Annotated in this window: 18 protein-coding genes; 4 read left to right on the top strand and 14 right to left on the bottom strand. The window is 66.4% G+C overall.

Annotated elements, in window-relative coordinates:
* Positions 1–23 precede the first annotated feature (23 nt).
* Positions 24–1,493 carry a DEAD/DEAH box helicase gene (locus AACH40_RS18440; RefSeq protein WP_338643622.1) on the top strand — a complete coding sequence of 490 codons (1,470 nt, stop codon included), beginning with the start codon at positions 24–26 and terminating at the stop codon, positions 1,491–1,493.
* A 1,153-nt stretch (positions 1,494–2,646) separates the two neighbouring features.
* On the opposite strand, the gene AACH40_RS18445 is transcribed toward AACH40_RS18440, so the two are convergent.
* The 7 genes from AACH40_RS18445 to AACH40_RS18475 form a co-directional block, all read right to left on the bottom strand.
* Positions 2,647–3,579 (bottom strand): electron transfer flavoprotein subunit alpha/FixB family protein, encoded by a 933-nt coding sequence (locus tag AACH40_RS18445; protein ID WP_338643623.1) that lies wholly within the window; start codon positions 3,577–3,579, stop codon positions 2,647–2,649.
* On the bottom strand, positions 3,579–4,325 hold the full coding sequence (locus AACH40_RS18450; RefSeq protein WP_338643624.1) for an electron transfer flavoprotein subunit beta/FixA family protein: 747 nt from the start codon (positions 4,323–4,325) through the stop codon (positions 3,579–3,581). The genes AACH40_RS18445 and AACH40_RS18450 overlap by 1 nt, the downstream gene beginning before the upstream one ends.
* Before the next feature lie 136 nt (positions 4,326–4,461).
* Positions 4,462–6,483, bottom strand: coding sequence for an acetyl/propionyl/methylcrotonyl-CoA carboxylase subunit alpha (locus tag AACH40_RS18455; protein WP_338643625.1), 2,022 nt, complete (start codon positions 6,481–6,483; stop codon positions 4,462–4,464).
* A 5-nt stretch (positions 6,484–6,488) separates the two neighbouring features.
* Positions 6,489–8,633, bottom strand: a complete 2,145-nt coding sequence (gene scpA, locus AACH40_RS18460; RefSeq protein WP_338643626.1) for a methylmalonyl-CoA mutase — start codon at positions 8,631–8,633, stop codon at positions 6,489–6,491.
* Positions 8,634–8,673: 40 nt separating this feature from the next.
* Positions 8,674–9,114 carry a methylmalonyl-CoA epimerase gene (mce, locus tag AACH40_RS18465; RefSeq protein WP_169493984.1) on the bottom strand — a complete coding sequence of 147 codons (441 nt, stop codon included), beginning with the start codon at positions 9,112–9,114 and terminating at the stop codon, positions 8,674–8,676.
* An 82-nt stretch (positions 9,115–9,196) separates the two neighbouring features.
* Positions 9,197–10,375: an acetyl-CoA C-acyltransferase family protein gene (locus AACH40_RS18470; protein ID WP_338643627.1), complete on the bottom strand. Its 1,179-nt coding sequence runs from the start codon at positions 10,373–10,375 to the stop codon at positions 9,197–9,199.
* A gap of 88 nt (positions 10,376–10,463) precedes the next feature.
* The gene (locus AACH40_RS18475; protein ID WP_169493749.1) at positions 10,464–11,990 is read right to left on the bottom strand and encodes an acyl-CoA carboxylase subunit beta; all 1,527 of its coding nucleotides are present in this window, start codon (positions 11,988–11,990) and stop codon (positions 10,464–10,466) included.
* Positions 11,991–12,106: 116 nt separating this feature from the next.
* On the opposite strand from AACH40_RS18475, the gene AACH40_RS18480 reads away from it, so the two are divergent.
* Complete coding sequence (locus AACH40_RS18480) at positions 12,107–13,516, top strand: helix-turn-helix domain-containing protein (protein WP_338643628.1); 1,410 nt, start codon at positions 12,107–12,109, stop codon at positions 13,514–13,516.
* A 131-nt stretch (positions 13,517–13,647) separates the two neighbouring features.
* Here the strand turns inward: AACH40_RS18480 and sucD are convergent, their stop codons facing one another.
* The gene (sucD, locus tag AACH40_RS18485; protein WP_169493746.1) at positions 13,648–14,532 is read right to left on the bottom strand and encodes a succinate--CoA ligase subunit alpha; all 885 of its coding nucleotides are present in this window, start codon (positions 14,530–14,532) and stop codon (positions 13,648–13,650) included.
* A gap of 3 nt (positions 14,533–14,535) precedes the next feature.
* The gene (gene sucC / locus AACH40_RS18490; RefSeq protein ID WP_338643629.1) at positions 14,536–15,735 is read right to left on the bottom strand and encodes an ADP-forming succinate--CoA ligase subunit beta; all 1,200 of its coding nucleotides are present in this window, start codon (positions 15,733–15,735) and stop codon (positions 14,536–14,538) included.
* A 261-nt stretch (positions 15,736–15,996) separates the two neighbouring features.
* On the opposite strand from sucC, the gene AACH40_RS18495 reads away from it, so the two are divergent.
* Positions 15,997–16,779: a 3'(2'),5'-bisphosphate nucleotidase CysQ gene (locus tag AACH40_RS18495; RefSeq protein ID WP_338646194.1), complete on the top strand. Its 783-nt coding sequence runs from the start codon at positions 15,997–15,999 to the stop codon at positions 16,777–16,779.
* Positions 16,780–16,782: 3 nt separating this feature from the next.
* Here AACH40_RS18495 and AACH40_RS18500 read toward each other — a convergent pair whose 3' ends face one another.
* Both AACH40_RS18500 and AACH40_RS18505 read right to left on the bottom strand, forming a co-directional pair.
* Positions 16,783–17,778 (bottom strand): aldo/keto reductase, encoded by a 996-nt coding sequence (locus tag AACH40_RS18500; protein WP_338643630.1) that lies wholly within the window; start codon positions 17,776–17,778, stop codon positions 16,783–16,785.
* Positions 17,779–17,869: 91 nt separating this feature from the next.
* Entirely contained in the window at positions 17,870–18,562 is a 693-nt protein-coding gene (locus AACH40_RS18505) for an OmpA family protein (RefSeq protein WP_338643631.1), read from the bottom strand.
* Between the two features lie 179 nt (positions 18,563–18,741).
* On the opposite strand from AACH40_RS18505, the gene AACH40_RS18510 reads away from it, so the two are divergent.
* The gene (locus AACH40_RS18510; RefSeq protein ID WP_338643632.1) at positions 18,742–20,061 is read left to right on the top strand and encodes a hemolysin family protein; all 1,320 of its coding nucleotides are present in this window, start codon (positions 18,742–18,744) and stop codon (positions 20,059–20,061) included.
* 176 nt (positions 20,062–20,237) lie between these two features.
* Here the strand turns inward: AACH40_RS18510 and AACH40_RS18515 are convergent, their stop codons facing one another.
* From AACH40_RS18515 to ileS, 3 genes are read right to left on the bottom strand one after another with little or no spacing between them, the layout of a single operon-like run.
* A complete protein-coding gene (locus tag AACH40_RS18515; RefSeq protein ID WP_338643633.1) occupies positions 20,238–20,657 on the bottom strand; it encodes a DUF3035 domain-containing protein in 420 nt (139 codons plus the stop codon).
* Positions 20,657–21,175, bottom strand: coding sequence for a signal peptidase II (gene lspA / locus AACH40_RS18520; RefSeq protein ID WP_338643634.1), 519 nt, complete (start codon positions 21,173–21,175; stop codon positions 20,657–20,659). The genes AACH40_RS18515 and lspA overlap by 1 nt, the downstream gene beginning before the upstream one ends.
* The gene (ileS, locus tag AACH40_RS18525) at positions 21,172–24,021 is read right to left on the bottom strand and encodes an isoleucine--tRNA ligase (protein WP_338643635.1); all 2,850 of its coding nucleotides are present in this window, start codon (positions 24,019–24,021) and stop codon (positions 21,172–21,174) included. The genes lspA and ileS overlap by 4 nt, the downstream gene beginning before the upstream one ends.
* Positions 24,022–24,052 lie beyond the last annotated feature (31 nt).

Genomic DNA, 24,052 nt, shown 5'->3' on the forward strand with positions numbered 1-24,052 from the left:
GCGCCAACGAAAGACTTGTTTTCATGTCCTATTTTTCCGATCTCGGCCTCGCCGAGCCTATCCTGCGCGCGCTCGAGACCAAGGGCTACAACGATCCCACGCCGATCCAGCGCCAGGCCATTCCCGCCCTGCTCGAAGGGCGTGACCTGCTCGGCATCGCGCAGACCGGCACGGGCAAGACCGCGGCATTCTCGCTGCCCTCGCTCCACCGCCTCGCCGCCGATCCCAAGCCCCGCAAGCCCGCCTCGTGCCGCATGCTGGTGCTCTCGCCCACCCGCGAACTCGCCGCGCAGATCGCCGAAAACATCAAGGGCTATGCCAAGAACCTGAAGCTCGGCGTCGATTGCGTGTTCGGTGGCGTGCCCATCGGCAAGCAGGCCCGCCGCCTGGTGCAGGGGACTGACATCCTCGTCGCCACGCCCGGCCGCCTGCTCGACCTGATCGACAACCGCGCGCTCACCCTCGGCCGCACCGAGATCTTCGTGCTCGACGAAGCCGACCAGATGATGGACCTCGGCTTCATCCACGCGTTGAAGCGCGTCGCCAACCTGCTGCCCAAGAACCGCCAGTCGCTGTTCTTCTCGGCCACCATGCCCAAGTCGATCGAAGACCTCGGCAAGCAGTTCATCCAGAACCCCGTCCGCGTCGAAGTCGCCCCGCAGTCGACCACGGCCGAACGCGTCGAACAGTACGTCACCTTCCTCAACCAGGCGGAAAAGCAGGCGCTGCTCAGCTTGCGCATCCGCGCGATGCTGGCCGACAAGACGCTCGACCGCGCGCTGGTGTTCACCCGCACCAAGCATGGGGCCGATCGCGTCGTGCGCAACCTCAATGCCGCCGGCATCGATGCCCGCGCCATCCACGGCAACAAGACCCAGGCGCAGCGCACCGCCGCGCTCGAAGCCTTCCGCCAGGGCTCGTGCCCTGTGCTCGTCGCCACCGACATCGCCGCGCGCGGCATCGACGTTTCGGGCGTGTCCCACGTGTTCAACTTCGAACTGCCGAACGTCGCCGAACAGTACGTCCATCGCATCGGCCGCACCGCGCGCGCCGGGGCCGATGGCATCGCCATCAGCTTCTGCGCGCCCGACGAAAAGCCCTACCTGCGCGACATCGAGAAGCTGACCAAGGTCAAGCTCGAGCAGGTGCCGCTGCCCGAAAACTTCCTCAGCGAAGCCGCCAAGCTCCCCTCGGCCAAGCGCACGCCCGAACAGCTGGCGCAGGACGCCCGCCGCGAAGAGCGCGACGAACGCGGCCGCTTCGGCGATCGTGGCGAACGCCGCGGTGGTGGTGGCCGCGACGGGAATCGCGATGGTGGCCGGGGTCGTCCCCAGGGCCAGAAGCCCGCGCAGGGCGGCCAGCGCTCCGGCGGTGACGGCCAGCGCACCGCCGCCGAAGGCGAGCGCGGCGAAGCCGGCAAGCCCCGCCGCTTCCGCCCCCGCGGCGCCCCCGGCGTCGGCGCCCACCGCAACAAGGTCCGCCGCGCAGGCTGATAAAGAAGCGGGAAAGCAGGGACTTACCGTCCCTGCACCCTGTCGACGTCTCCCGGTAAGAGCTGAGCCGTTGTCCTCCCCTCCAAGGGGAGAGGGACCACCCGCGGTGTGGTGGAGGGGTGCGGGCAGAGCGCGCGCCATCAAGAAGAGAACAGTCCTTCGACAAGCTCAGGACGGACGGGGTTGAGGCGTAGCGCCCACCCTCGCCCATAGCGTCATCCCAGCGAAGGCTGGGATCGCTGGCCGTCATGCAGACCGCTGGCGCGCCTCCCAACCCTTCCGCAAACCGCCAAAGATGCCAGCCTGCGCTGGCATGACGAATGAGGGGCAAAGGAACCCTCTCACCCCAAACCGCCTGCCCTGAGCCTGTCGAAGGGCTGCCCTTGTTCTCCCAAGCGGCAACCGCCAGACAGCACGCAACACCCACGCTACGGCGCTTGGCCAGCGCCGGAAGACGTCCCGGGAGCGCGAGGGGTCACCCCCTCGCATCTGTCCTGTTCTTTGGCCTCTCTTCCCCAACCTTGACAAAACGTACCATATAGGTTATAGGCCACCCACGGACCGGGAGCGGCATGGCCGGCTTGCTCTTCGCTCCTTCGGGCCAATCTCCACGATGGGAAAGGCCCGACGCGACCGGCGCGGGTCGGCGCTGCGGGAGCCGCATCCCTTTCGGGATACGGCAGCGAGGGCGTTAAGCCCCAAGTCCCTCAGGGCACACCCAACGCCACTGCAACGGACGGGCGGATGTGGTGCGGTGGTTCAACCGCGTGCATGCGCCTCCCTGAAGTCACAGTGCCCCATGACCTGCCGAAGATCCGCTTCCACGCCGATCGAAGCCGTCCGGGCTGATCCTTCAGGGACTTATCGCTACGGACCGGGCCGCCTTGCGAGCCGCCGCCCGGGTTCGAGCCCCCGTCCGACTACAGGCTGAGCCGATCCGGGATAGCCAACGCCCCGCCGGCCACTCGCCACAGCGTTCCTCTTGCCCTCCACGCGCACGCGCCACGCATGGCGCCCGCGCCGGTCGCGCAGGTCCGTACACTTCCCAACGGCGTTATCGTCCGGGCTCGCCGCCGGATGCGCCCTCGTGCGCACAAACGAAAAGGGCCCCGCCGCGGCGGAGCCCTTCGCATTCAAAACCGTCAAGTTCCGATCACAGCTTGCCGGTAAGTTCCGGAACCAGCGTGAACAGGTCGCCGACGAGACCGATGTCCGCGACCTGGAAGATCGGGGCGTCCTCGTCCTTGTTGATGGCGATGATGGTCTTGGAATCCTTCATGCCGGCGAGGTGCTGGATCGCACCCGAGATGCCGACCGCGACGTAGACTTCGGGCGCCACGATCTTTCCGGTCTGGCCGACCTGGTAATCGTTGGGCACGTAGCCCGCATCGACCGCAGCACGGCTCGCGCCGATCGCGGCGCCGAGCTTGTCGGCCAGCGGGGTGATGGTCGATTCGAAGGTCGCCGCGTCCTTGAGCGCACGACCGCCCGAGACGATGATCTTCGCGCTGGTCAGTTCCGGACGCTCGCTCTTGGCGATTTCCGAACCGACAAAGCTCGACAGGCCCGATTCGGCCGCACCCGAAACCGCTTCGACCGCAGCCGAACCGCCGGTGGCGTTCGCCTTGGCGAAGGCAGTGCCGCGCACGGTGATGACCAGCTTGGCGTCGCTCGATTCGACAGTGGCGATGGCGTTGCCGGCGTAGATCGGGCGGGTGAAGGTCTTGGGGCCTTCGACCGACAGGATTTCCGAAACCTGCGCCACGTCGAGCAGCGCGGCCACGCGCGGCGCCACGTTCTTGGCGGTGGTCGTGGCGGCGGCGACGAAGGCGTCGTAGCCGGCCATCAGGTTGGCGATCAGCGGCGCGACGTTTTCAGCCAGCGCGTTGGCAAGCGCGGCGTCGTCGGCCTTGAGGACCTTCGACACCCCTTCGATCTGCGCGGCGGCGGCGGCAACGCCGTCGACACCCGAGCCGGCGACCAGAGCGGTGACGTCACCCAGCTTGGCAGCGGCGGTGACGGCGGCGAGGGTGGCGTCCTTGACGGCGCTGCCGTCGTGTTCGACCCAGACGAGTACGTTGGCCATCAGGCGACTCCCAGTTCCTTGAGCTTGGCGACCAGCGCGTCGACGTCGGCCACCTTGATGCCGGCCGAACGCACCGGCGGTTCGCTGACCTTCAGCGTCTTGAGACGCGGGGCGGTGTCCACGCCGTAGTCGGCGGGCGCCTTGGTCGCGAGCGGCTTGCTCTTGGCCTTCATGATGTTCGGCAGCGAGGCATAGCGCGGTTCGTTCAGGCGCAGGTCGGTGGTGACCACGGCCGGCAGCGCCAGCTTCACGGTTTCGAGACCGCCGTCGATTTCACGCTTCACGACGACCGAATCGCCTTCCACGGTGATCTCGTTGGCGAAGGTGCCCTGCGGGCGGCCGAGCAGCGCGGCGACCATCTGGCCGACCTGGTTGCTGTCGTCGTCGATCGCCTGCTTGCCGGTGATGATCAGGCCCGGCGCTTCCTCGTCGGCCACGCCCTTGACGATCTTGGCCACGGCCAGCGGCTCGACCTCGTCATCGGTCTGCACCAGGATCGCGCGATCGGCGCCCATGGCGAGCGCGGTACGCAGCGTTTCCTGCGCCTTCTGCGGCCCGACCGACACCGCGACGATTTCGGTCACCACGCCCTTTTCCTTCAGGCGAATGGCTTCCTCGACGGCGATTTCGTCGAACGGGTTCATGCTCATCTTGACGTTGGCGAGATCGACGCCCGTGCCATCCGCCTTTACGCGCGGCTTCACGTTATAGTCGATCACGCGCTTCACCGTGACCAGGGCTTTCATGCTGTCAGGCCTTTCTCGTGTTCCACTGAAGCGCGCATAATTGGCGCTTACGTAAACGTCAACCTGTCCCGAGGGTCGGGCGTGAAAAACTTAACTGGTCGGTTAAATCGTTCCGCGCCCGCCCTTGGCGACCGGCTTACTCCATTTCGAGGATGATCGCATCCACGGCCAGGCTCTCTCCAGCCTTGGCGTTGACCGCCTTGACCTTGCCCGCCTTCTCGGCGCGCAGGATGTTTTCCATCTTCATCGCCTCGACCACCGCGAGCGGCTGGCCGGCTTCGACCGTATCGCCTTCGCCGACATGCAGCGCCACGAGCAGGCCCGGCATCGGGCAGATCAGGAACTTCGAAAGATCCGGCGGGACCTTTTCGATCATGTGGCGGGTGAGGTGGGCGACGCTGGCCGGCAGCACCTGCACCTGGTGGATCGCACCGCGCGTGGTCAGCTTGAAGCCGGCGCGGAACGGTTCGACCTTCACTGTCAGCGGCTTGCCGTCGACTTCGCAGGCCACCATGCGCTGGCCCGGCGTGTATTCGAGCGCGATGTCCACCGCCTCGCCATCGACGAGCACGTCGTCCTCGGTCAGTTCGACCGCGAAGGTCGACCCGGCGATCGTCACCGACCACTGCGCCGGGGGATCGAGCTCGTCACCCAGCTGCTGATCGACCTGGCGCGCGCGGTCGGCCCGAGCCGTCGCCAGGAAGCCAGCAATGGCTGCAAGCGTGCGCTTGGTGCCCTCGTCGGTCGCCGCGCCGTGGAAGCCTTCGGGATATTCCTCGGCGATGAAGCCGGTGGTCAGCTCGCCCGAGCGGAAGCGCGGGTGCTGCATGATCGCGTTGACGAAATCGATGTTGTGGCCAAGCCCTTCGATCTCGAACGCGTCCAGCGCGGCGATCTGCTTGTCCGCCGCTTCGTCGCGCGTCTTGCCCCAGGTGACCAGCTTGGCGATCATGGGATCGTAGAACATCGAGACTTCGCCGCCTTCGTAGACGCCATCGTCCACGCGCACGCCGTCCACGCCGCGACGGCCATTCTCGGCACCGTCATCGGTCCAGCCGGGCACCGGCGGGTTGTAGCGGATCAGGCGACCGGTCGAGGGCAGGAAGCCGCGATAGGGGTCTTCGGCATAGACGCGGTTCTCGATGGCCCAGCCGTCGATCTTCACGTCGTCCTGCGTCATCGCCAGCTTTTCGCCGGCGGCCACGCGGATCATCTGTTCGACGAGGTCGACGCCGGTGATCGCTTCGGTGACGGGGTGTTCCACCTGCAGGCGGGTGTTCATTTCGAGGAAGTAGAACGATTCGCCCGTCGGGTCCGCGCCAGAGACGATCAGTTCGACCGTGCCCGCGCTGTAGTAGCCGACCGCGCGGCTCAGCGCGACGCACTGCTCGCCCATGGCCTTGCGCATCTTCGGCGTGACGAAAGGCGAGGGCGCTTCCTCGACCACCTTCTGGTGGCGACGCTGGATCGAGCACTCGCGCTCGTTCAGGTAGAGGATGTTGCCGTGCTTGTCGCCGAGGATCTGGATCTCGATGTGGCGCGGGTTGAGGATGAACTTCTCGATGAACACGCGGTCGTCGCCGAACGAGTTCAGGCCCTCGCGCTTCACCGACTCGAAGCCCTCGCGCACGTCCTTTTCGTTATAGGCAAGACGCATGCCCTTGCCGCCGCCGCCGGCCGAGGCCTTCATCATCACCGGGTAGCCGATCTCGTTCGAGATCCGCACCGCGTGTTCGGTGTCCTCGATCTCGCCCACGAAGCCGGGCACGACGTTGACGCCGGCTTCCTTGGCGAGCTTCTTCGATTCGATCTTGTCACCCATCGCGGCGATCGCGCCGACAGGGGGGCCGATGAACTCGATGCCTTCTGCGGCCAGCGCCTCTGCGAAGCTGGTGCGCTCGGACAGGAAGCCATAGCCCGGATGGACCGCTTCGGCGCCGGTCTGCTTGCAGGCGGCGATGATCTTGTCCGCGATCAGGTAGGACTGCGCCGCGGGCGCCGGGCCGATGTGCACGGCCTCGTCCGCCATCTGCACGAAGGGCGCGCGGGCGTCGGCGTCCGAATAGACGGCCACGGTCTGGATACCCATGCGACGCGCGGTCTTGATCACGCGGCAGGCAATTTCGCCACGGTTGGCGATGAGGATTTTCTTGAACATTGCGCTTACTCCGCCGCTGCCAGTTCTTCGCCCGCAGGCGGCATGTTGTGACCGAGGAGGCGCAGCATGTCGGCTGCGCATTCGACGACGTTCGAGCCGGGGCCGTAGATGCCCTGGACACCGGCTTCGCGCAGGTAATCGTAGTCCTGCGGCGGGATCACGCCGCCGGCGACGACCTTGATGTCGGCGCGGCCGGCAGCTTTCAGGTGGCCGATCAGTTCGGGGATCAGGGTCTTATGCCCGGCGGCAAGGCTCGAGGCGCCGACCGCGTCCACGTTGTTTTCGAGCGCCAGCTTGGCCGCTTCTTCCGGAGTCTGGAACAGCGGGCCGCTGGTGACGTCGAAGCCCATGTCGCTGAAGGCGCTGGCGATGACGTTGGCGCCGCGATCGTGGCCGTCCTGGCCCATCTTGGCGACGAGCATGCGGGGCTTGCGGCCCAGGCGGCGGGTGACGGCTTCCACGCCGTCGAGGACCTGCTGGTACCGCGAGTCACCTGCATAGGCCGCGCCATAGACGCCCTTGACCGGGGTGGGGAACGTGCCGTGGCGGCCGAACACGATTTCCATCGCGTCGGAGATTTCGCCCAGCGTCGCGCGGTGGCGGGCAGCCTCTACCGCGAGTTCAAGCAGGTTGCCGCCGGTCTTGGCGCCTTCGGTCAGCGCGTTCAGTGCGGCGCGGCATTTGGTTTCGTCGCGCGTTTCGCGCACGCGCTTGATTCGGGCGATCTGCGCTTCGCGGACGACGTGGTTGTCGACTTCGAGCGTTTCCAGCTGGTCTTCGTTGGCGAGGCGGTACTTGTTGACGCCGACGATCACGTCTTCGCCACGGTCGACGCGGGCCTGGCGGCCGGCGGCGGCTTCCTCGATCATCGCCTTGGGCCAGCCCGCCGACACGGCCTTGGCCATGCCGCCTTCGGCTTCGACGCGCTCGATGATCTCCCACGCCTTGTCGACCAGTTCCTGGGTCAGCGCCTCGATGTAGTACGACCCGCCGAGCGGATCGACCACGTTGCACATGCCCGTTTCTTCCTGGATCACGATCTGCGTGTTGCGCGCGATGCGGGCCGAGAAGTCGGTCGGCAGCGCGATCGCTTCGTCAAGCGCGTTGGTGTGGAGCGACTGGGTGCCGCCCAGCATCGCGGCCATCGCCTCGATCGTGGTGCGGATGACGTTGTTGTAGGGGTCCTGCTCCTGCAAGCTGACGCCCGAGGTCTGGCAGTGGGTGCGCAGCATTTTGCTGCGTTCGTCCTTGGCGCCGAGCTTGGTCATCACGCGGTGCCACAGCACGCGCGCAGCGCGCAGCTTGGCGACTTCCATGAAGAAGTTCATGCCGATGGCGAAGAAGAACGACAGGCGCCCGGCGAACTTGTCGATGTCGAGGCCCGAGGCGACGCCGTACTTCACGTATTCCATGCCGTCGGCGATGGTGAAGGCCAGCTCCTGCACCTGCGTCGCGCCGGCTTCCTGCATGTGGTAGCCGGAGATCGAGATCGAGTTGAACTTCGGCATCTCGCGGCTGGTGTAGCCGAAGATGTCCGAGATGATCCGCATGCTGGGTTCGGGCGGGTAGATGTAGGTGTTGCGGACCATGAACTCCTTCAGAATGTCGTTCTGAATGGTTCCGTCCAGCAGCTTGCGGTCGACGCCCTGTTCCTCGCCCGCGACGATGAAGAAGGCGAGGATCGGGATCACCGCGCCATTCATGGTCATCGAGACCGACATCTGGTCGAGCGGGATGCCGTCGAACAGGATCTTCATGTCCTCGACGCTGTCGATGGCGACGCCCGCCTTGCCCACGTCGCCCACCACGCGCGGGTGGTCGCTGTCATAGCCGCGGTGCGTGGCAAGGTCGAAGGCGACCGACAGGCCCTTCTGCCCCGCCGCCAGGTTGCGGCGATAGAACGCGTTCGATTCCTCGGCGGTGGAGAAGCCGGCGTACTGGCGGATGGTCCAGGGGCGGCCGGCGTACATCGAGGCGCGCACGCCGCGCGTGAACGGGGCAAAGCCGGGCAGGCCCGGATCGGCGGTCACGTCCTCGGCCGTGTAGAGCGGCTTGACGGTGATCCCTTCCGGGGTCTGCCAGTTGAGGTCCTTGCCCTTCACCTCCTTCGAGGCGGCGGCCTGCCAGTCGGCCAGTGTCTTGTCGGTCATCGCGCGTCGGTTCCTGATGCGTGGAGCTGCGGCAATCGGCTCAGTGATGCCCGTCCTTGGGCGTTTCCATGATTTCGGTCAGCTGTCCGCCCATGTCCTTGGGGTGGACGAAGAAGATCAGCGTGCCGTGCGCGCCGATGCGGGGTTCGCCCAGCACGCGCTTGCCCTGGGCTTCGAACCAGGCCTTGGCTTCGTGGATATCGGGCACTTCGTAGCAAAGGTGGTGCTGGCCACCCAGCGGGTTGGCGGCGAGCCACTTGCCCACGGCGCTGTCCGGGCTGGTCGGCTGGATCAGCTCGATCTGGGTACCATTGGTGCCGTTCTCGCCCGGCGTGTTGACGAAGCACACGCGCACCTGCTGGCTTTCCAGCACGAACGGCTCGGTGATGTCGCTCGCACCCATCACGTCGCGATAGAACGCGATCGAGGCGTCGATGTCCGGCGTTGCGACGCCGACGTGGTTCAACCGTCCCAGCTTCATCGTCATCTCCCTTTGCCCATGCAGGGCCAAAGATCCGTGCTGAACCGCGCCGTCCTTGCGGACGGGCGGCCCCGCATGTTCCTCAAACCCGTTCGACCACCATGGCGATGCCCTGGCCGCCGCCGATGCACATCGTGATCAGGCCATAGCGGCCGCCGATGCGCTGCAGTTCGTAGATCGTCTTGACCGTCAGGATCGCGCCGGTGGCGCCGATCGGGTGGCCAAGGCTGATGCCCGAACCGTTGACGTTGGTCTTGGCCGGATCGAAGCCCAGCTCCTTGGCGACGCCGCAGGCCTGCGCGGCGAAGGCTTCGTTCGATTCGATCACGTCGATCTGGTCGAGCGTCAGCCCGGCGCGCTGCAGGGCCACCGGCACCGCCTTGACGGGACCGAGGCCCATGACGTTCGGCTCCACGCCAGCGTGGCCCCAGGCAAGGATCTTGGCCAGCGGCTTGAGGCCCTTTTCGGCGACCGCCTCGCCGCTCGCCAGCACGACCGCGCCCGCGCCGTCGTTGAGGCCCGAGGCATTGCCCGCGGTGACCGTGCCGTCCTTCTTGAACACCGGACGCAGCGACGCCATCGATTCAAGGCTGGCATCGGCGCGGAAATGTTCGTCGGTGTCGAACACGACCGTGCCCTTGCGGGTCTTGATCTCGACCGGGACGATCTGGTCCTTGAAATAGCCGTTGGCGACGGCATTGGCCGCACGCTTGTGGCTTTCGACGGCGAGGGCGTCCTGCTCCTCGCGGCTGACCGACAGGCGCTCGGCCACGTTCTCCGCCGTGACGCCCATGTGGATGTTCTCGAACGGATCGTGCAGCGCGCCCAGCATGGCGTCCATCAGCACCTGATCGCCCATCTTCTGCCCGTTGCGCGCGGTCAGGATCATGTGCGGCGCGTTCGACATCGATTCGGCACCGCCAGCGACGGCGATGTCCTGTTCGCCAAGCGCGATGCCTTGCGCCGCCGAAACGATCGCCTGCAGGCCCGAACCGCACAGGCGATTGACGTTCATCGCCGGCGCCTCGATCGGAATCCCTGCGTTCACCGCGGCGACGCGGCTGACGTAGACGTCCTTGGGCTGGCTGGCGACGACGGTGCCGATCACCACGTTCTGCACGTCGGCCGGCGCGATCCCGGCGCGCTCGATCGCCGCCTTGATCGCAATCGTGCCAAGCTCGGCCGGGCGCAGCGAAGCAAGGCTGCCGCCGAACGAGCCGATGGCGGTGCGTGCGCCCGAAACGATGTAGATGTCGGTCATGTCTTGTCCTTTGAAGGCTGGGAAGTCCGGACCCACCTAGGCCCGGACAGCCCTTGCGTCCCCTCGCCCAAGCGAGAGGCCACCCCGCTCAAAGCGGGATGTTGTCGTGCTTCTTCCAGGGGTTCTCTAGGCTCTTGTTGCGCAGCTTGCGCAGGCCCAGCGCGATGCGGCGGCGGGTCGAATGCGGGTGGATCACCTCGTCGACGAAGCCCTTGCTCGCCGCCACGAACGGGTTGGCGAAGCGGTCTTCGTATTCCTTGGTCTTGACCGCCTGCTCTTCGGTCGAAAGGCCGCGGAAGATGATCTCGACCGCGCCCTTGGCGCCCATCACCGCGATTTCGGCGGTGGGCCAGGCGTAGTTGAGATCGCCGCGCAGGTGCTTGGAGGCCATGACGTCGTAGGCGCCGCCATAGGCCTTGCGGGTGATCACGGTGATCTTCGGCACGGTCGCTTCGGCATAGGCAAACAGCAGCTTGGCGCCGTGCTTGATGATGCCGTTATGCTCCTGCGCGGTGCCTGGCAGGAAGCCCGGCACGTCGACGAAGGTCAGGATCGGGATCTCGAACGCGTCGCAGAAGCGCACGAACCGCGCCGCCTTCTTCGAGCTGTTGATGTCGAGCACGCCCGCCAGCACCATCGGCTGGTTGGCGACGACGCCCACGGTCTTGCCTTCGATGCGGCCGAAACCGCAGATGATGTTGCCGGCGTGCTTGGGCTGGATCTCGAAGAATTCGCCCTCGTCGAGCGTCTTCCGGATAACCTCGTGCATGTCGTAGGGCTGGTTGGCCGATGCCGGGATGATCGTGTCGAGGCTGGGCTCGAGCCGGTCATAGGGGTCCGAGGTGGGGCGCTCGGGCACGCCGGTGCGATTGGACTGGGGCAGGTAGTCGAAGAATTCGCGCACCTGCAGCAGCGCTTCGATGTCGTTCTCGCAGGCGAGGTCGGCGACCGAGGTCTTGGTCGTGTGCGTGACCGCCCCGCCCAGTTCTTCCTGGGTCACAATCTCGTTGGTCACCGTCTTGACCACGTCGGGACCGGTGACGAACATGTAGCTGCTGTCCTTCACCATGAAGATGAAGTCGGTCATCGCAGGGCTGTAGACCGCGCCGCCCGCGCAGGGGCCCATGATCAGGCTGATCTGCGGGACCACGCCCGAAGCATTGACGTTGCGCTGGAAGATTTCGGCATAGCCGCCGAGCGAGGCGACACCTTCCTGGATGCGGGCGCCGCCCGAATCGTTGAGGCCGATCACCGGCGCGCCGACCTTCAGCGCCATGTCCATGATCTTGCAGATCTTCATCGCGTGGCGTTCGGACACCGCGCCGCCGAAGACGGTGAAGTCCTGGCTGAACACGAACACGAGGCGGCCGTTGATCGTGCCCGATCCGGTGACGACGCCATCGCCCGGGATGACCGTGTTGGGCATGCCGAAATCGACGCAATTGTGCTCGACGTAGGCGTCCACTTCCTCGAAGCTGCCTTCGTCGAGCAGCACTTCAAGGCGTTCGCGCGCGGTCAGCTTGCCCTTGGCGTGCTGGGCATCGATGCGCTTCTGACCGCCACCCATGCGGGCGGCTTCGCGGCGCTTTTCCATCTCGGCAATGTTCGCGGACATAAACCCTCTGCCCTTCAGATCTCGTAAGTGGGCGCCGGACTGGCCGATTTGGTTCGCGCTGTCCAATGTAATGCTGCAAAGTTGCAAAGCGGCACTTTGCAAACTAGCCTAGAGCGATGGCGAACAAGCGGATCTTTGCGGGCGAACCCTTACGCTCGCTGCGGCAAAGGCGAGGGCTGCGGCAGGCTGAAATGGCGGCCACGCTGGGCATCAGCGCCAGCTACCTCTCGCAGCTGGAAAACGACGAGCGGCACCTGACCCCGGCGCTGGCCGATGCGCTGGCGGGCGCCTTCCCGATCGACTGGGCCGATCTTGCCCCGGCCGATGCCGACACGATTGCCGAGGGCCTGCGCAGCGCGCTGGCCGATCCGCAGCTTTCAACGCAAGTGCCGGGCGAACAGGCCGAGCGGCTGGCGCGGCAGTTCCCGGCCTTTGCCCAGGCCTTCGTCGAACTGCACGGCCTGCACGCGCGCAGCCGCCAGCGGCTCGAGATGATGGACGAGACCATCGGCGCGAGCCTTGCGGCGGGCGGTCGCCTGCCGTGGGAGGAAGTGCGCGACTGGTTCCACCTCGCCAACAACTATGTCGACCGGATCGACCGCGATGCCGAACGGCTGGCGTACGAGATCGCGGGCGACGAAGCGTCCCCGCGCGTGCGCACGATGCAGCAGTGGCTGCGGCAGGCGGGCGTGGGCGTCGAATGGAAGAGCGGCGGCCCGATGCGCCGCTTCGACGAGGCGGCGCGGGCGATCCAGTTGGACAGCAACCAGCCGCTCGAATCCGGGCGTTTCCAGCTGGCCTACCAGGTCGCCGCGCTGGCGCTTTCGGACCAGATTGCGGCCATCGTCGCCGAAGCGCCGCTGCGGACGGAGGCGGCGCGGCACCTGCTGACGGTGGGCCTCGGCAACTATGCCGCGGGCGCGCTGCTGATGCCCTACGAACGGTTCCGCAGCGCGGCGCGCACGCTGCGGCACGACGTCGACCGGTTGCGGCAGCTGTTCCATACGAGCTTCGAACAGTGCTGCCATCGCCTGTCTACCCTGCAACGCCCGCAGGCGCGCGGCATTCCGGTGTTCTTCGCCCGCGTCGACATGGCCGGCAACATCACCAAGCGCCATTCGGCCACGCGCCTTCAGTTCGGCCGCTTCGGCGGCGCGTGCCCCTTGTGGATCGTGCACGAAGCGGTGGCGATCCCCGACCGCATCCACGTCCAGCTCGCCGAAATGCCCGACGGCATCCGCTATGTCTCGATTGCCAAGGGGCTGGTGAAGCCATCGGGCAGCTTCTACCGCCCGCCGCGCCGCTATGCCGTGGTGCTGGGCTGCGAAGCGGCGCTGGCCGACGAATTCATCTACGCCGACGGGCTCAACCTGCGCAGCGAGGACGCCGTCACCCGCATCGGCATATCCTGCCGCATCTGCCCCCGCGACGCCTGCGACCAGCGTGCCTTCCCGCCGAGCGACCGGGGCATCGCCGTCGACCCCAGCCAGCGTGATCTGGTGCCGTACCGGGTGGTGGAGGGGTAGCGCGGCGCTGCGAAATTACCCCTCCGTCATCGCATTCGCGCTGCCACCTCCCCTTCCAGGGGAGGATGATAAAGAAAAAGGCCGGAAGGTTTCCCCTCCGGCCTCTTTTCTTGTCGCGAGGTGCGAGGGGATCAGCCCTTCAGCACTTCGGCCAGCGTTTCGCCGAGCAGGCTCGGCGAGGGGCTGACGCGGATGCCGGCGGCTTCCATCGCGGCGATCTTGCTTTCGGCATCGCCCTTGCCGCCCGACACGATCGCGCCGGCATGGCCCATGCGGCGTCCCGGAGGGGCCGAGCGGCCCGCGATGAAGCCGGCCATCGGCTTCTTGCGGCCCTTCTTGGCCTCGTCGATCAGGAACTGCGCGGCCTGTTCTTCGGCGTCGCCACCGATTTCGCCGATCATGATGATCGACTTGGTGTCTTCGTCGGCCAGGAACAGTTCGAGCACGTCGATGAAGTTGGTGCCGTTGACCGGGTCGCCACCGATGCCGACAGCCGTCGTCTGGCCAAGGCCGATGTTCGAGGTCTGGAACACCGCTTCATAGGTCAGCGTGCCCGAGCGCGAGACCACGCCGACCGAGCCCTTCTTGAAGATGCTGCCGGGCATGATGCCGATCTTGCATTCGTTCGGGGTCAGCACGCCGGGGCAGTTCGGGCCGATCAGGCGCGACTTGCTGCCCGAAAGGGCGCGCTTCACGCGCACCATGTCGAGCACCGGGATGCCTTCGGTGATGCAAACGATCAGTTCCATCTGCGCGTCGATCGCTTCGAGGATCGCGTCGGCGGCACCCGGAGGCGGCACGTAGATGCACGAAGCGGTGGCGCCGGTGGCGGCCTTCGCTTCGGCGACGGTGTCATACTGCGGCAGGCCGATGTGGCTGGTGCCGCCCTTGCCGGGGGTCACGCCCGCGACCATCTGCGTGCCGTAGTCGAGCGCGGCCTGGGTGTGGAACGCGCCGGTCTTGCCGGTCATCCCCTGGGTGATGACCTTGGTGTTCTTGTTGACGAGAATCGACATGGTTCAGGAAACCTTCCGGACTTCGGCCACGATCTTCTGAGCGGCATCGCCAAGGTCGTTGGCGGGAACGATGGGGAGACCCGAGTTGGCAAGGATGTCCTTGCCCTGCTGCACGTTGGTGCCTTCGAGACGGACGACGAGCGGAACCTGCAGGTTCACTTCCTTCGCCGCGGCGACGATGCCGTCGGCGATGATGTCGCACTTCATGATGCCGCCGAAGATGTTGACGAGGATGCCCTTCACCGCGGGGTCGCGGAGAATGATCTTGAACGCCGCGGTCACCTTCTCGGTGGTGGCGCCGCCGCCCACGTCGAGGAAGTTCGCCGGGAATTCGCCGTTCAGCTTGATGATGTCCATCGTCGCCATGGCAAGGCCGGCGCCGTTCACCATGCAGCCGATGTTGCCGTCGAGCTTGATGTAGGCGAGGTCGTACTTGCTGGCTTCGATCTCGGCCGGGTCTTCCTCGGTCTCGTCGCGCAGGGCGACGACGTCGGGGTGACGGTAGAGCGCGTTCGAATCGAAGCTCATCTTGGTGTCGAGGACGAGCAGGTTGCCGTCCTTGGTTTCGACGAGCGGGTTGATCTCGAGCATGTCGCAATCCAGCGCGTTGAACGCGGTGAACAGCTGCTTGGCGATCGTGGCGGCCTGCTTGGCAAGGTCGCCCGACAGCTTGAGCGCGGCGGCGACGGCGCGGCCGTGGTGGGGCATGAAGCCCTGCGCCGGATCGACCACGATCGTGGCGATCTTTTCCGGCGTCGAGTGGGCGACTTCCTCGATGTCCATGCCGCCTTCGGTCGACACGATCAGCGCGACGCGGCCGGTGGCGCGGTCGACGACCATCGAGAGGTAGTATTCCTTGTCGATGTCGACACCGTCGGTCACGTACAGGCGGTTGACCTGCTTGCCCGCTTCACCGGTCTGCACGGTGACGAGCGTGTTGCCGAGCATTTCCTTGGCGAAGGCTTCGACTTCGTCGATCGACTTGGCGAGGCGCACGCCGCCCTTGGCATCGGGGCCGAGTTCCTTGAACTTGCCCTTGCCGCGGCCACCGGCGTGAATCTGGGCCTTGACCACATAGAGCGGCCCCGGAAGCTGCTTTGCCGCAGCCACCGCTTCTTCGACCGTCAGCGCAGGAATGCCTGCGGGAATGCCGACGCCAAACTTGGCGAGCAGTTCCTTGGCCTGATATTCGTGGACGTTCATGCGAAGTTCCCCGCTTGGAAAAGTGTGGGAGGAGGGGCGAGCGGGGCCGATGGTCCCCCCCGCCGAAAGCTGAGTCCCGCCGCCTTAAGCACACGGTTCCCACCTTGAAAAGGGGCCTAATCATTCGACTAAGGGAAAGGGTAGGCCGCACCGGGGGTAAGCCGTGCCGTAGCTGCGCATACGAATGAGCCATTGCGCGCGCATCGCGATGCCGGCGTGAAGCTTGCGCGCCGATCGCGCTTGGCCCATCGCTTTGGGCCGATGCTCGATTACGCGGCTCTTGAACGGATCGTCCACGAAGCAGGCGCGATGGCGCTGGCGCACTGGCCCGGGCACGGCCACGCCCCTCAGGTCTGGGAGAAGATGCCCGGCGACCCGGTGAGCGAAGCGGACATGGCAGTCGACAGCTTCCTGAAGCGCGAACTCGGCGCGCTGCTGCCGTCGGCGGGCTGGCTTTCGGAAGAGACGGTCGATCATCCCGAACGGCTTTCGCGGGGCCTGTGCTGGCTGGTCGATCCGATCGACGGCACGCGCGATTTCATTCGCGGGCGGCCGGGCTGGTGCGTCTCGGTCGGACTGGTCAGCGCCGGGCGGCCGCTGATCGGGATGCTGAGCGCGCCTGCGCGCGGCGAATTCTGGAGCGCGACGGCAGGGCAGGGCGCGCGGCGCAACGGCAAGACGCTCGCTTCGAGCAAGCGGGCCACGCTGCCGGGCGCCAGAGTGCCGGCCGATGCGCTGGCCAAGGCCGACCGCGACCTGGTGCTGGTCGAAAAGCCCAACTCGATCGCGCTGCGCATCGCCATGGTCGCGGCGGACGAGGCCGACCTGCTCGCCACGCTGCGCTGGGGCTTCGAATGGGACATCGCCGCCGCCACGCTGATCGCGCGCGAGGCGGGAGCGGCGGTCAGCGATGCCTTCGGCGCGCCGCTCGATTACAACAAGCGCGATCCGCGCGCGTTCGGCCTGCTCGTCACCGCGCCGGCGATCCATGGCGCGGCGGTCGACAGGCTGGCCGAACGCGCCGCGCGGTTGGTCGGCGAATAGCGCTCAGGCAAAGTCCTCGGTGTCGATGGTCGAAAGCATTGCCGCTGCATAGCGATGGCCGGCAACGGTCTGCTGGTTGATCAACGCATCGACTTGCGCAGCGACGTCGGCCGGGATCGCCCAGTCCCAGCGGGCGATGTTTTCTTCTAGGTGCGGGATCTTCGCGGTGCCGGGGATCGCCACGACATGGTCGCCGCGCGACAGCACCCAGGCGAGCGAAAGCTGTGCGGCGGTAACCCCGGCGCGCGCGGCGATCTGCGCGAAGTCCTGCAGCAGCTTGCGGTTGATTTCCCAGTTTTCACCCTGAAAGCGCGGCATCGCGCGGCGGATGTCCTTTTCCTCAAGCCCGTCGGGCTCGGGCAGGGTATCCGTCAGCGCGCCGCGGCCGACGGGCGAAAAGGCGACGAACGTGGTGCCGGTCTGCGCGCAGGCGTCCAGCACGGCGATTTCGGCCTGCCGGGTCCACGGCGAATATTCGGTCTGCATCGCCGCGATGGGATGGACCGCACAGGCCTTGCGCAGCGTGTCGGCGGACATTTCGGACAGGCCGATCGCGCCGATCTTTCCCTCCTCGATCAGCCGCGCCATCTCGCCGACCGAATCCTCGATCGGCACGGTGAAGTCACGCCGGTGCATGTAATAGAGATCGATGTGGTCGGTCTGGAGCAGGCGGAGCGAGGTCTCCAGCTCGCTACGGATGGTCGCGGGGGCGCAGTCGATCCCGCGCTTTTCGCCGCTGGCGAAGATGCCCATCTTGGACGCGAGGAAGACCTTGTCGCGACGCCCCTTGAGCGCCTGGCCCACCAGCGTCTCGTTGTGGCCCAGGCCATAGAGGCGGGCGGTATCGAAGTGATCGTAGCCAAGGTCGACGGCGCGGTGGAGCAGGGCGATGCCATCTGCATCCGAAGGGCGGCCGCCATAGGCCCAGCTGAGCGACATGCAGCCAAGGCCGATCGGATTGGTCAAACGGCCGGCAATGGGACGGGGCTTGATGGACACGAGGGCAATCTCCTTTGCCCCGCGCCGATGCCAGCCGGGCGACCTGACGGTCAACCCGGCTGAAACAAGGGTATCGTGCGTACCGCCGGGCTTACTGGCCCGAACGGGCGCGGGCGACGTCGTCCTGGGTGATCGGCACGATCTTGATTTCGACGCGGCGGTTGGCGGCGCGGCCTTCCACGGTGTCGTTCGAGGCGACCGGCTGGCTTTCACCGAAGCCCTGGCTGCGGATGCGCGAGGCCGAGACGCCGCGGCTCGAAAGATACGAGGCAACGGCCTGCGCGCGGCGTTCCGAAAGCTGCTGGTTGTAGGCGTCCGATCCGGTCGAATCGGTGTAGCCGTACACGTCGATCAGCGAGTTCGGATAGTCGGTCAGCGACTGCGCGACGCGGTCGAGCGTGTCGCGGAAGGCGGGCTTGATCGCGGTGGAATCGGTGTCGAACGTCACGCCGTTGGGCAGGTTGACCAGGATTGCCGTGCCGTTGTCGGTGGGCGTAACGTCGATGCCCGAACCGGCGGTCTGTTCGCGCAGCTGCTTGATCTGCTTGTCCATGTTGTAGCCGACCGCGGCGCCAGCCACGCCGCCGATGCCGGCGCCGAGGATGCGGCCGGTCTTGCCGCCGATCAGACCGCCGAGCAGCGCGCCACCCAGCGCACCGCCGAGGCCGCCGATCGCGGTGCGCGAAACCTTGCGCTCACCGGTGTTGGGGTCGGTCACGCATGCCGAAAGGCTGACCAGCGACACGGCGCACAGGCCGGAGACGAAAACCCGACGAAACTTCATTACTCTTCCCCTTCGGTTATCCTTGCGTCCGGCCAGAGGCTAGCCCCGGCCGGAGCGGAACCCAAGCATTACGCCGCTGTGCGCTGAACGGTTCCCGAACGGTGCGGCGCGAATGGCAGGGCCGGCGGGTGCAACAGGGGCCTTCGCGCGCCTGTGCAAATCTGCTAGGCGCCAAAGTCGTGACACCGTTTCCCTGGCCAGACGCCTTCATCATCGTTGGCCTCGTCGTGCTCAACGGCCTGTTTTCCATGTCGGAACTGGCGATCGTCTCGGCGCGCCCGGCGCGGCTCAAGGTGCTGGCCGATGGCGGCAGCGGCGGCGCGCGCACCGCGCTGACGCTGGCATCCGATCCGGGCAAATTTCTTTCGACGGTGCAGATCGGGATCACCCTCGTCGGCATCGTCGCGGGCGCCTATTCGGGATCCAGCCTGGGCGGACCCGTCGGTGAAAGGCTGGCCGCGCTGGGCGTGCCGCAGGCCTATGCCGCCAATGCGGGCTTCGTGCTGGTGATCGCAATCACCACCTATCTCAGCCTCGTCGTCGGCGAACTGGTGCCCAAGCAGCTGGCGCTGAAAGCGGCGGAGCCGATCGCGGTGATGGCGGCGCGGCCGATGGTGATCATGTCGCAGGTCACGGCGCCGTTCGTCTGGGCGCTCGACCGGTCGTCGGGCCTGATCATCCGCCTGCTCGGCCTGACGCGCGGCAGCGAACAGGAAGTCACCGCCGAAGAACTGCAGATGATCTTCGCCGAAGCGACCCGTTCGGGCGTGATCGAGGAAGACGAGCGCGCGCTGATGACCAGCGTGATGCGCCTTGCCGAACGCCCCGTGCGCGAAGTGATGACGCCGCGCACGCAATTGCACTGGATCGCGGTCGACGCGCCGGAGCAAGACTTGCACGAAGCGATCGAGGACAGCCCGCATTCGCTGCTGCTGATTGGCGAAGGCTCGGTCGATACCATCGTCGGCGTGGTCAAGGTGCGCGACGTGCTGTCGGTGCTGCTGCGCGAAGGGGCGGTCACGCTGCCCGCGCTGATGAAGAAGCCCGCGATCGTGCCCGACCAGCTCGATACGATGGACGCGTTGCGCGTGATCCAGCAGGCCGAAGTAGCCTTGGCGCTGGTGCACGACGAATACGGCCATCTCGAAGGGATCGTCACCCCGGCGGACCTGCTTTCGGCCATCGCCGGCAACTTCGTGGCCCACGGCGATGAAGGCGACGAGCCGATGGTGACCGAACGCGAGAACGGATCGCTGCTGCTATCGGGTGCACTGCCCGCCGATGCCATGGCCGACCGGCTGGAGATCGATCTGCCCGAGGATCGCGACTATGCCACCGCCGCCGGGTTCGTGCTGTCGGTGCTCAAGCGGCTGCCGGCCGAAGGCGACCACTTCCACGACCAGGGCTGGCGCTTCGAGGTGGTCGACATGGACGGCCGCAAGATCGACAAGCTGCTGGTCGAGCGGGAAAGCCCCGAGGAAGCCGGCGCGGACGGCTAGGGCCGCTGTGCCCGCCCCACTTTCGCCAATCCAGAACCGCGCGTCCTGAGCCTGTCGAAGGACTGACCTTCGTTCGTTCGTTCGTGCGGGTGGGTGATTGTGTGCTGGCTCGGCGCCACGCACAAAAAACCCCGCGTTTCGGCGGGGTCTTTCGTTCAGCCTTGTGGCAGCGGCGATCAGCTCTTGCCGGGGACGCCGGCCTGCGCGGCCTGGCCATCGCCTTCGGGCGCGGCGAGGATGTTCTGCACGGCAGCGCCCTTGGCCACGGTGCGGGTTTCAGGATCGCCCACGGTCGAGCGGATGCCGACTGCCGAGGCGCCGGCCTTGCCCAGCGCGTCGGTTTCGACCGCGCTGCGCGGTGCCGGGCCGCCGAACAGGGCGTCCAATGCCTGCTTCGAGCTGTCGACATCCTGCGGGCGCGGGGCGCCGGGGTTCGGCGGGGTCAGCGCGAAATCGGGCGGCACCACCAGCGGCGCCTGGCGCGTCACCGCGAATTCGTCGGGACGGGCACGATTGAACAGGGACCCACCGGCGCCGCAAGCGGACAGCGCGCTCGCTCCGATCGCGAGCAGGCAGAGGGCAGCGGCTTTACGCATCAATTCGTCTCCGTGGGCACAGGGTTACCCGACGCGGGCTTTTCGCGCGAAAGCAGCGAGCGGGCAAGCAGTATCAGGACACCGATGGTGATGGCCACATCGGCAAGGTTGAAGATCAGGAACGGGCGCCATTCGCCGATGTGGAAATCGGCATAGTCGATGACGAAGCCGACGGTCAGCCGGTCGCGGATGTTGCCGAGCGCGCCGCCCAGCACGAGGCCCAGCCCGAACACGTCCCAGCGCGCCTTTTCCAGCCACAGCCAGACGAGCACCCCGCTGGCGATCAGCGCGGTTACCGCGACCAGGCCGAAGCGCATTTCCGCCGAGCTTGCCGTGAACATGCCCAGCGACACGCCATAATTGCGGGTAAAGCGCAGGTCGAAGAAGGGCAGGAGATGGATCGAGCCGAGGTTGATCAGGTCGAGCGGCCCGACCACGATCCACTTCACCAGCTGATCGAGAACGAACACCGCGAACGCGGCGCCCAGTCCCAGGGCGCGCAAGGCGCCCCGCGTCATGCCAGCGCTCCCGGAACCTGCGCCACGACATCGCTGCAGCGATCGCACAGGTCGCCGTCTTCCGCCACTTCGGGAAGATGGCGCCAGCAGCGGCCGCACTTGTGGTCAGAGGTCCGGGTCACGGTCACGTCATCGCCCTGCCCGCGCACAACTGTCCCGGTGATGAACAGCTCTGCCAGATCGGCCTGCGGCGCGCTCTGGGGCACGGTAACGGTGGCTTCCAGGCCCGATCCGAGCACCTTTTCACGGCGCAGCGGCTCGATCGCTTCGTTGACCGCGGTGCGCAGGGCGCGCAGCTCGGTCCAGCGATCGACGTCGACGGTCGATACCGGCAGTTCGGGCCAGGTCAGCAGGTGGACGCTGTCGCCTTGCGGATAGCGCGACTGCCACACCTCTTCGGCGGTGAACACCAGCACCGGCGCGGCATAGCGCACCAGCGCGTGGAACAGCACGTCGAGCACGGTGCGATAGGCACGGCGCCTGGCGTCCGAAGGCGAATCGCAATAGAGGCTGTCTTTGCGGATATCGAAGAAGAACGCCGACAGATCTTCGTTGCAGAACTCGGTCAGCGCGCGGACGTAGGTGTTGTAGTCAAAGTCGGCGACGGCCTGACGCAGCGTCGCATCGAGCCGTTCGAGCTGCACGAGCATGTAGCGTTCCAGCTCGGGCATGTCGGCCACGGGCAGGCGCTCGGCTTCGTCGAACCCGTCGAGCGCGCCCAGCAGGTAGCGGAAGGTGTTGCGCAGCTTGCGGTACTGGTCGGCGACCCCCTGCAGGATCTCCTTGCCGATGCGGTGATCCTCGGTGAAGTCCACCGACAGCGCCCAAAGCCGCAGGATGTCCGCGCCATAATCGCGCATCAGGTCGAGCGGGCTGATTGTGTTGCCCAGCGACTTGGACATCTTCATGCCCTTCTGGTCCATGGTGAAGCCATGGGTCAGAACCGACTTGTAGGGCGCATGGCCCCGCGTGGCGCAGGCTTCGAGCAGCGAGGACTGGAACCAGCCGCGATGCTGGTCGCTGCCTTCGAGATAGAGATCGGCGCGCGGGCCGGTCCAGCCTTCGGGCCGCAGCAAGTCAGGCCAGCGCCCGCTTTCGAGCACGAAGGCATGGGTCGATCCAGAATCGAACCACACGTCGAGAATATCGGTGACGCGCTCGTAATCCTCGGCGCGATAGGCATCGCCCAGGTATTCCTGCGCGCGTTCATCGTCCCAGGCATCGACGCCTTCGGCCAGGATCGCGGCCACGATGCGGGCGTTGACCGCCGGATCGGCCAGGTACTGGCCGGTCCTGCGATCGACGAACAGCGTGATCGGCACGCCCCAGGCGCGCTGGCGCGAAAGCACCCAGTCGGGCCGGCCTTCGACCATCGCACCTATGCGGTTGCGGCCCTTTTCGGGAACGAAGCGGGTGTCGGCAATGGCCTGCAGCGCGGTTTCGCGCAGCGTCTTGGCCTCGCCCACTTCGCGCAGCGCGGCTTCGAGCGGATCGACGCCGTCCTCGTGTGCCAGCGGCAACGGACGGTCCATCGGCACGAACCACTGCGGCGTGCAGCGATAGATCACCTTGGCCTTCGAACGCCACGAATGCGGGTAGGAGTGCTTGTAGTCGGCGCTCGCCGCGACAAGGCCACCGGCCGCGCGCAGGTCTTCGCAGATCGGGCCGTCGGGCGCGTTGAACTTGGGGTTGATGACGCTGCCCTGGCCGCCCAGCCAGCCCCAGTCTTCGCGGTACTTGCCATCGCCCTGCACCGCGAACACCGGCTCGATGCCGTTTTCCTTGCACAGCGCGAAGTCGTCCTCGCCATGGTCGGGTGCCATGTGGACGAAGCCGGTGCCCGAATCGACCGTGACGAATTCGCCGGCCAGCATCGGGCGGGGGCGGGCGAAGAAATCGCCCAGGTGGTGCATCGGATGGCGCAGCTTCGCGCCTTCGAAGGCCACGCCCTTGATCATGAAGTGCAGGTCGTGGCTTTCGTGGCCCAGCCGCTGCATGAAGCCCGCCACCAGCGGTTCGGCCACGAGATAGCGCCGGCCGTCGGCCTCGATCAGGTGGTAGTCGATGTGCGGGCCATAGGCGACCGCCTGGTTGACCGGGATCGTCCACGGCGTGGTCGTCCAGATCACCACGTAGGCGCCAACGAGATCGGGGTCGCCCGCCTCGATCACCTCGAACGCCACGTCGATCTGGGTCGATACGATATCCTCGTATTCGACTTCGGCTTCGGCGAGCGCGGTCTTTTCCACCGGCGACCACATCACCGGCTTGGCTCCGCGATAGAGCTGGCCGCTTTCGGCAAACTTGAGCAGTTCGCCCACGATGGTGGCTTCGGCCTGGAAGTCCATCGTCAGGTAGGGATGGTCCCAATCGCCCAGGATGCCCAGCCGCTTCAACTGTTCGCGCTGCACGTTGACCCAGTTCTGGGCATAGGCGCGGCATTCGGCGCGGAATTCCTTCGGGGGAACTTCGTCCTTGTTCTTCTTCTTCTTGCGGTATTCCTCTTCGACCTTCCATTCGATCGGAAGACCGTGGCAGTCCCACCCCGGAACATAGGGCGCGTCCTTGCCGGCCAGGCTCTGCGTGCGGCAGACCATGTCCTTGAGGATGTGGTTCAGCGCATGGCCGATGTGCATGTCACCATTGGCGTAAGGCGGGCCATCGTGGAGGATGAACTTTTCCGCACCCGCGCGCGCATCGCGCAAGCGGCGGTACAGGTCCTGCTCCTGCCAGCGCGCCAGAATGCCCGGCTCCTTCTGCGGCAGGCCTGCCTTCATCGGGAAGTCGGTCTTCGGCAGGAAGACGGTCGGACGATAGTCCGGCTTTTCGGGGCGCTGGTCAGTCATAACCGCCGGGCCTTAGCGTCCCGATTGCCTT

This window comes from Novosphingobium olei (assembly GCF_037076535.1).
Classification (GTDB): Bacteria; Pseudomonadota; Alphaproteobacteria; order Sphingomonadales; family Sphingomonadaceae; genus Novosphingobium; species Novosphingobium olei.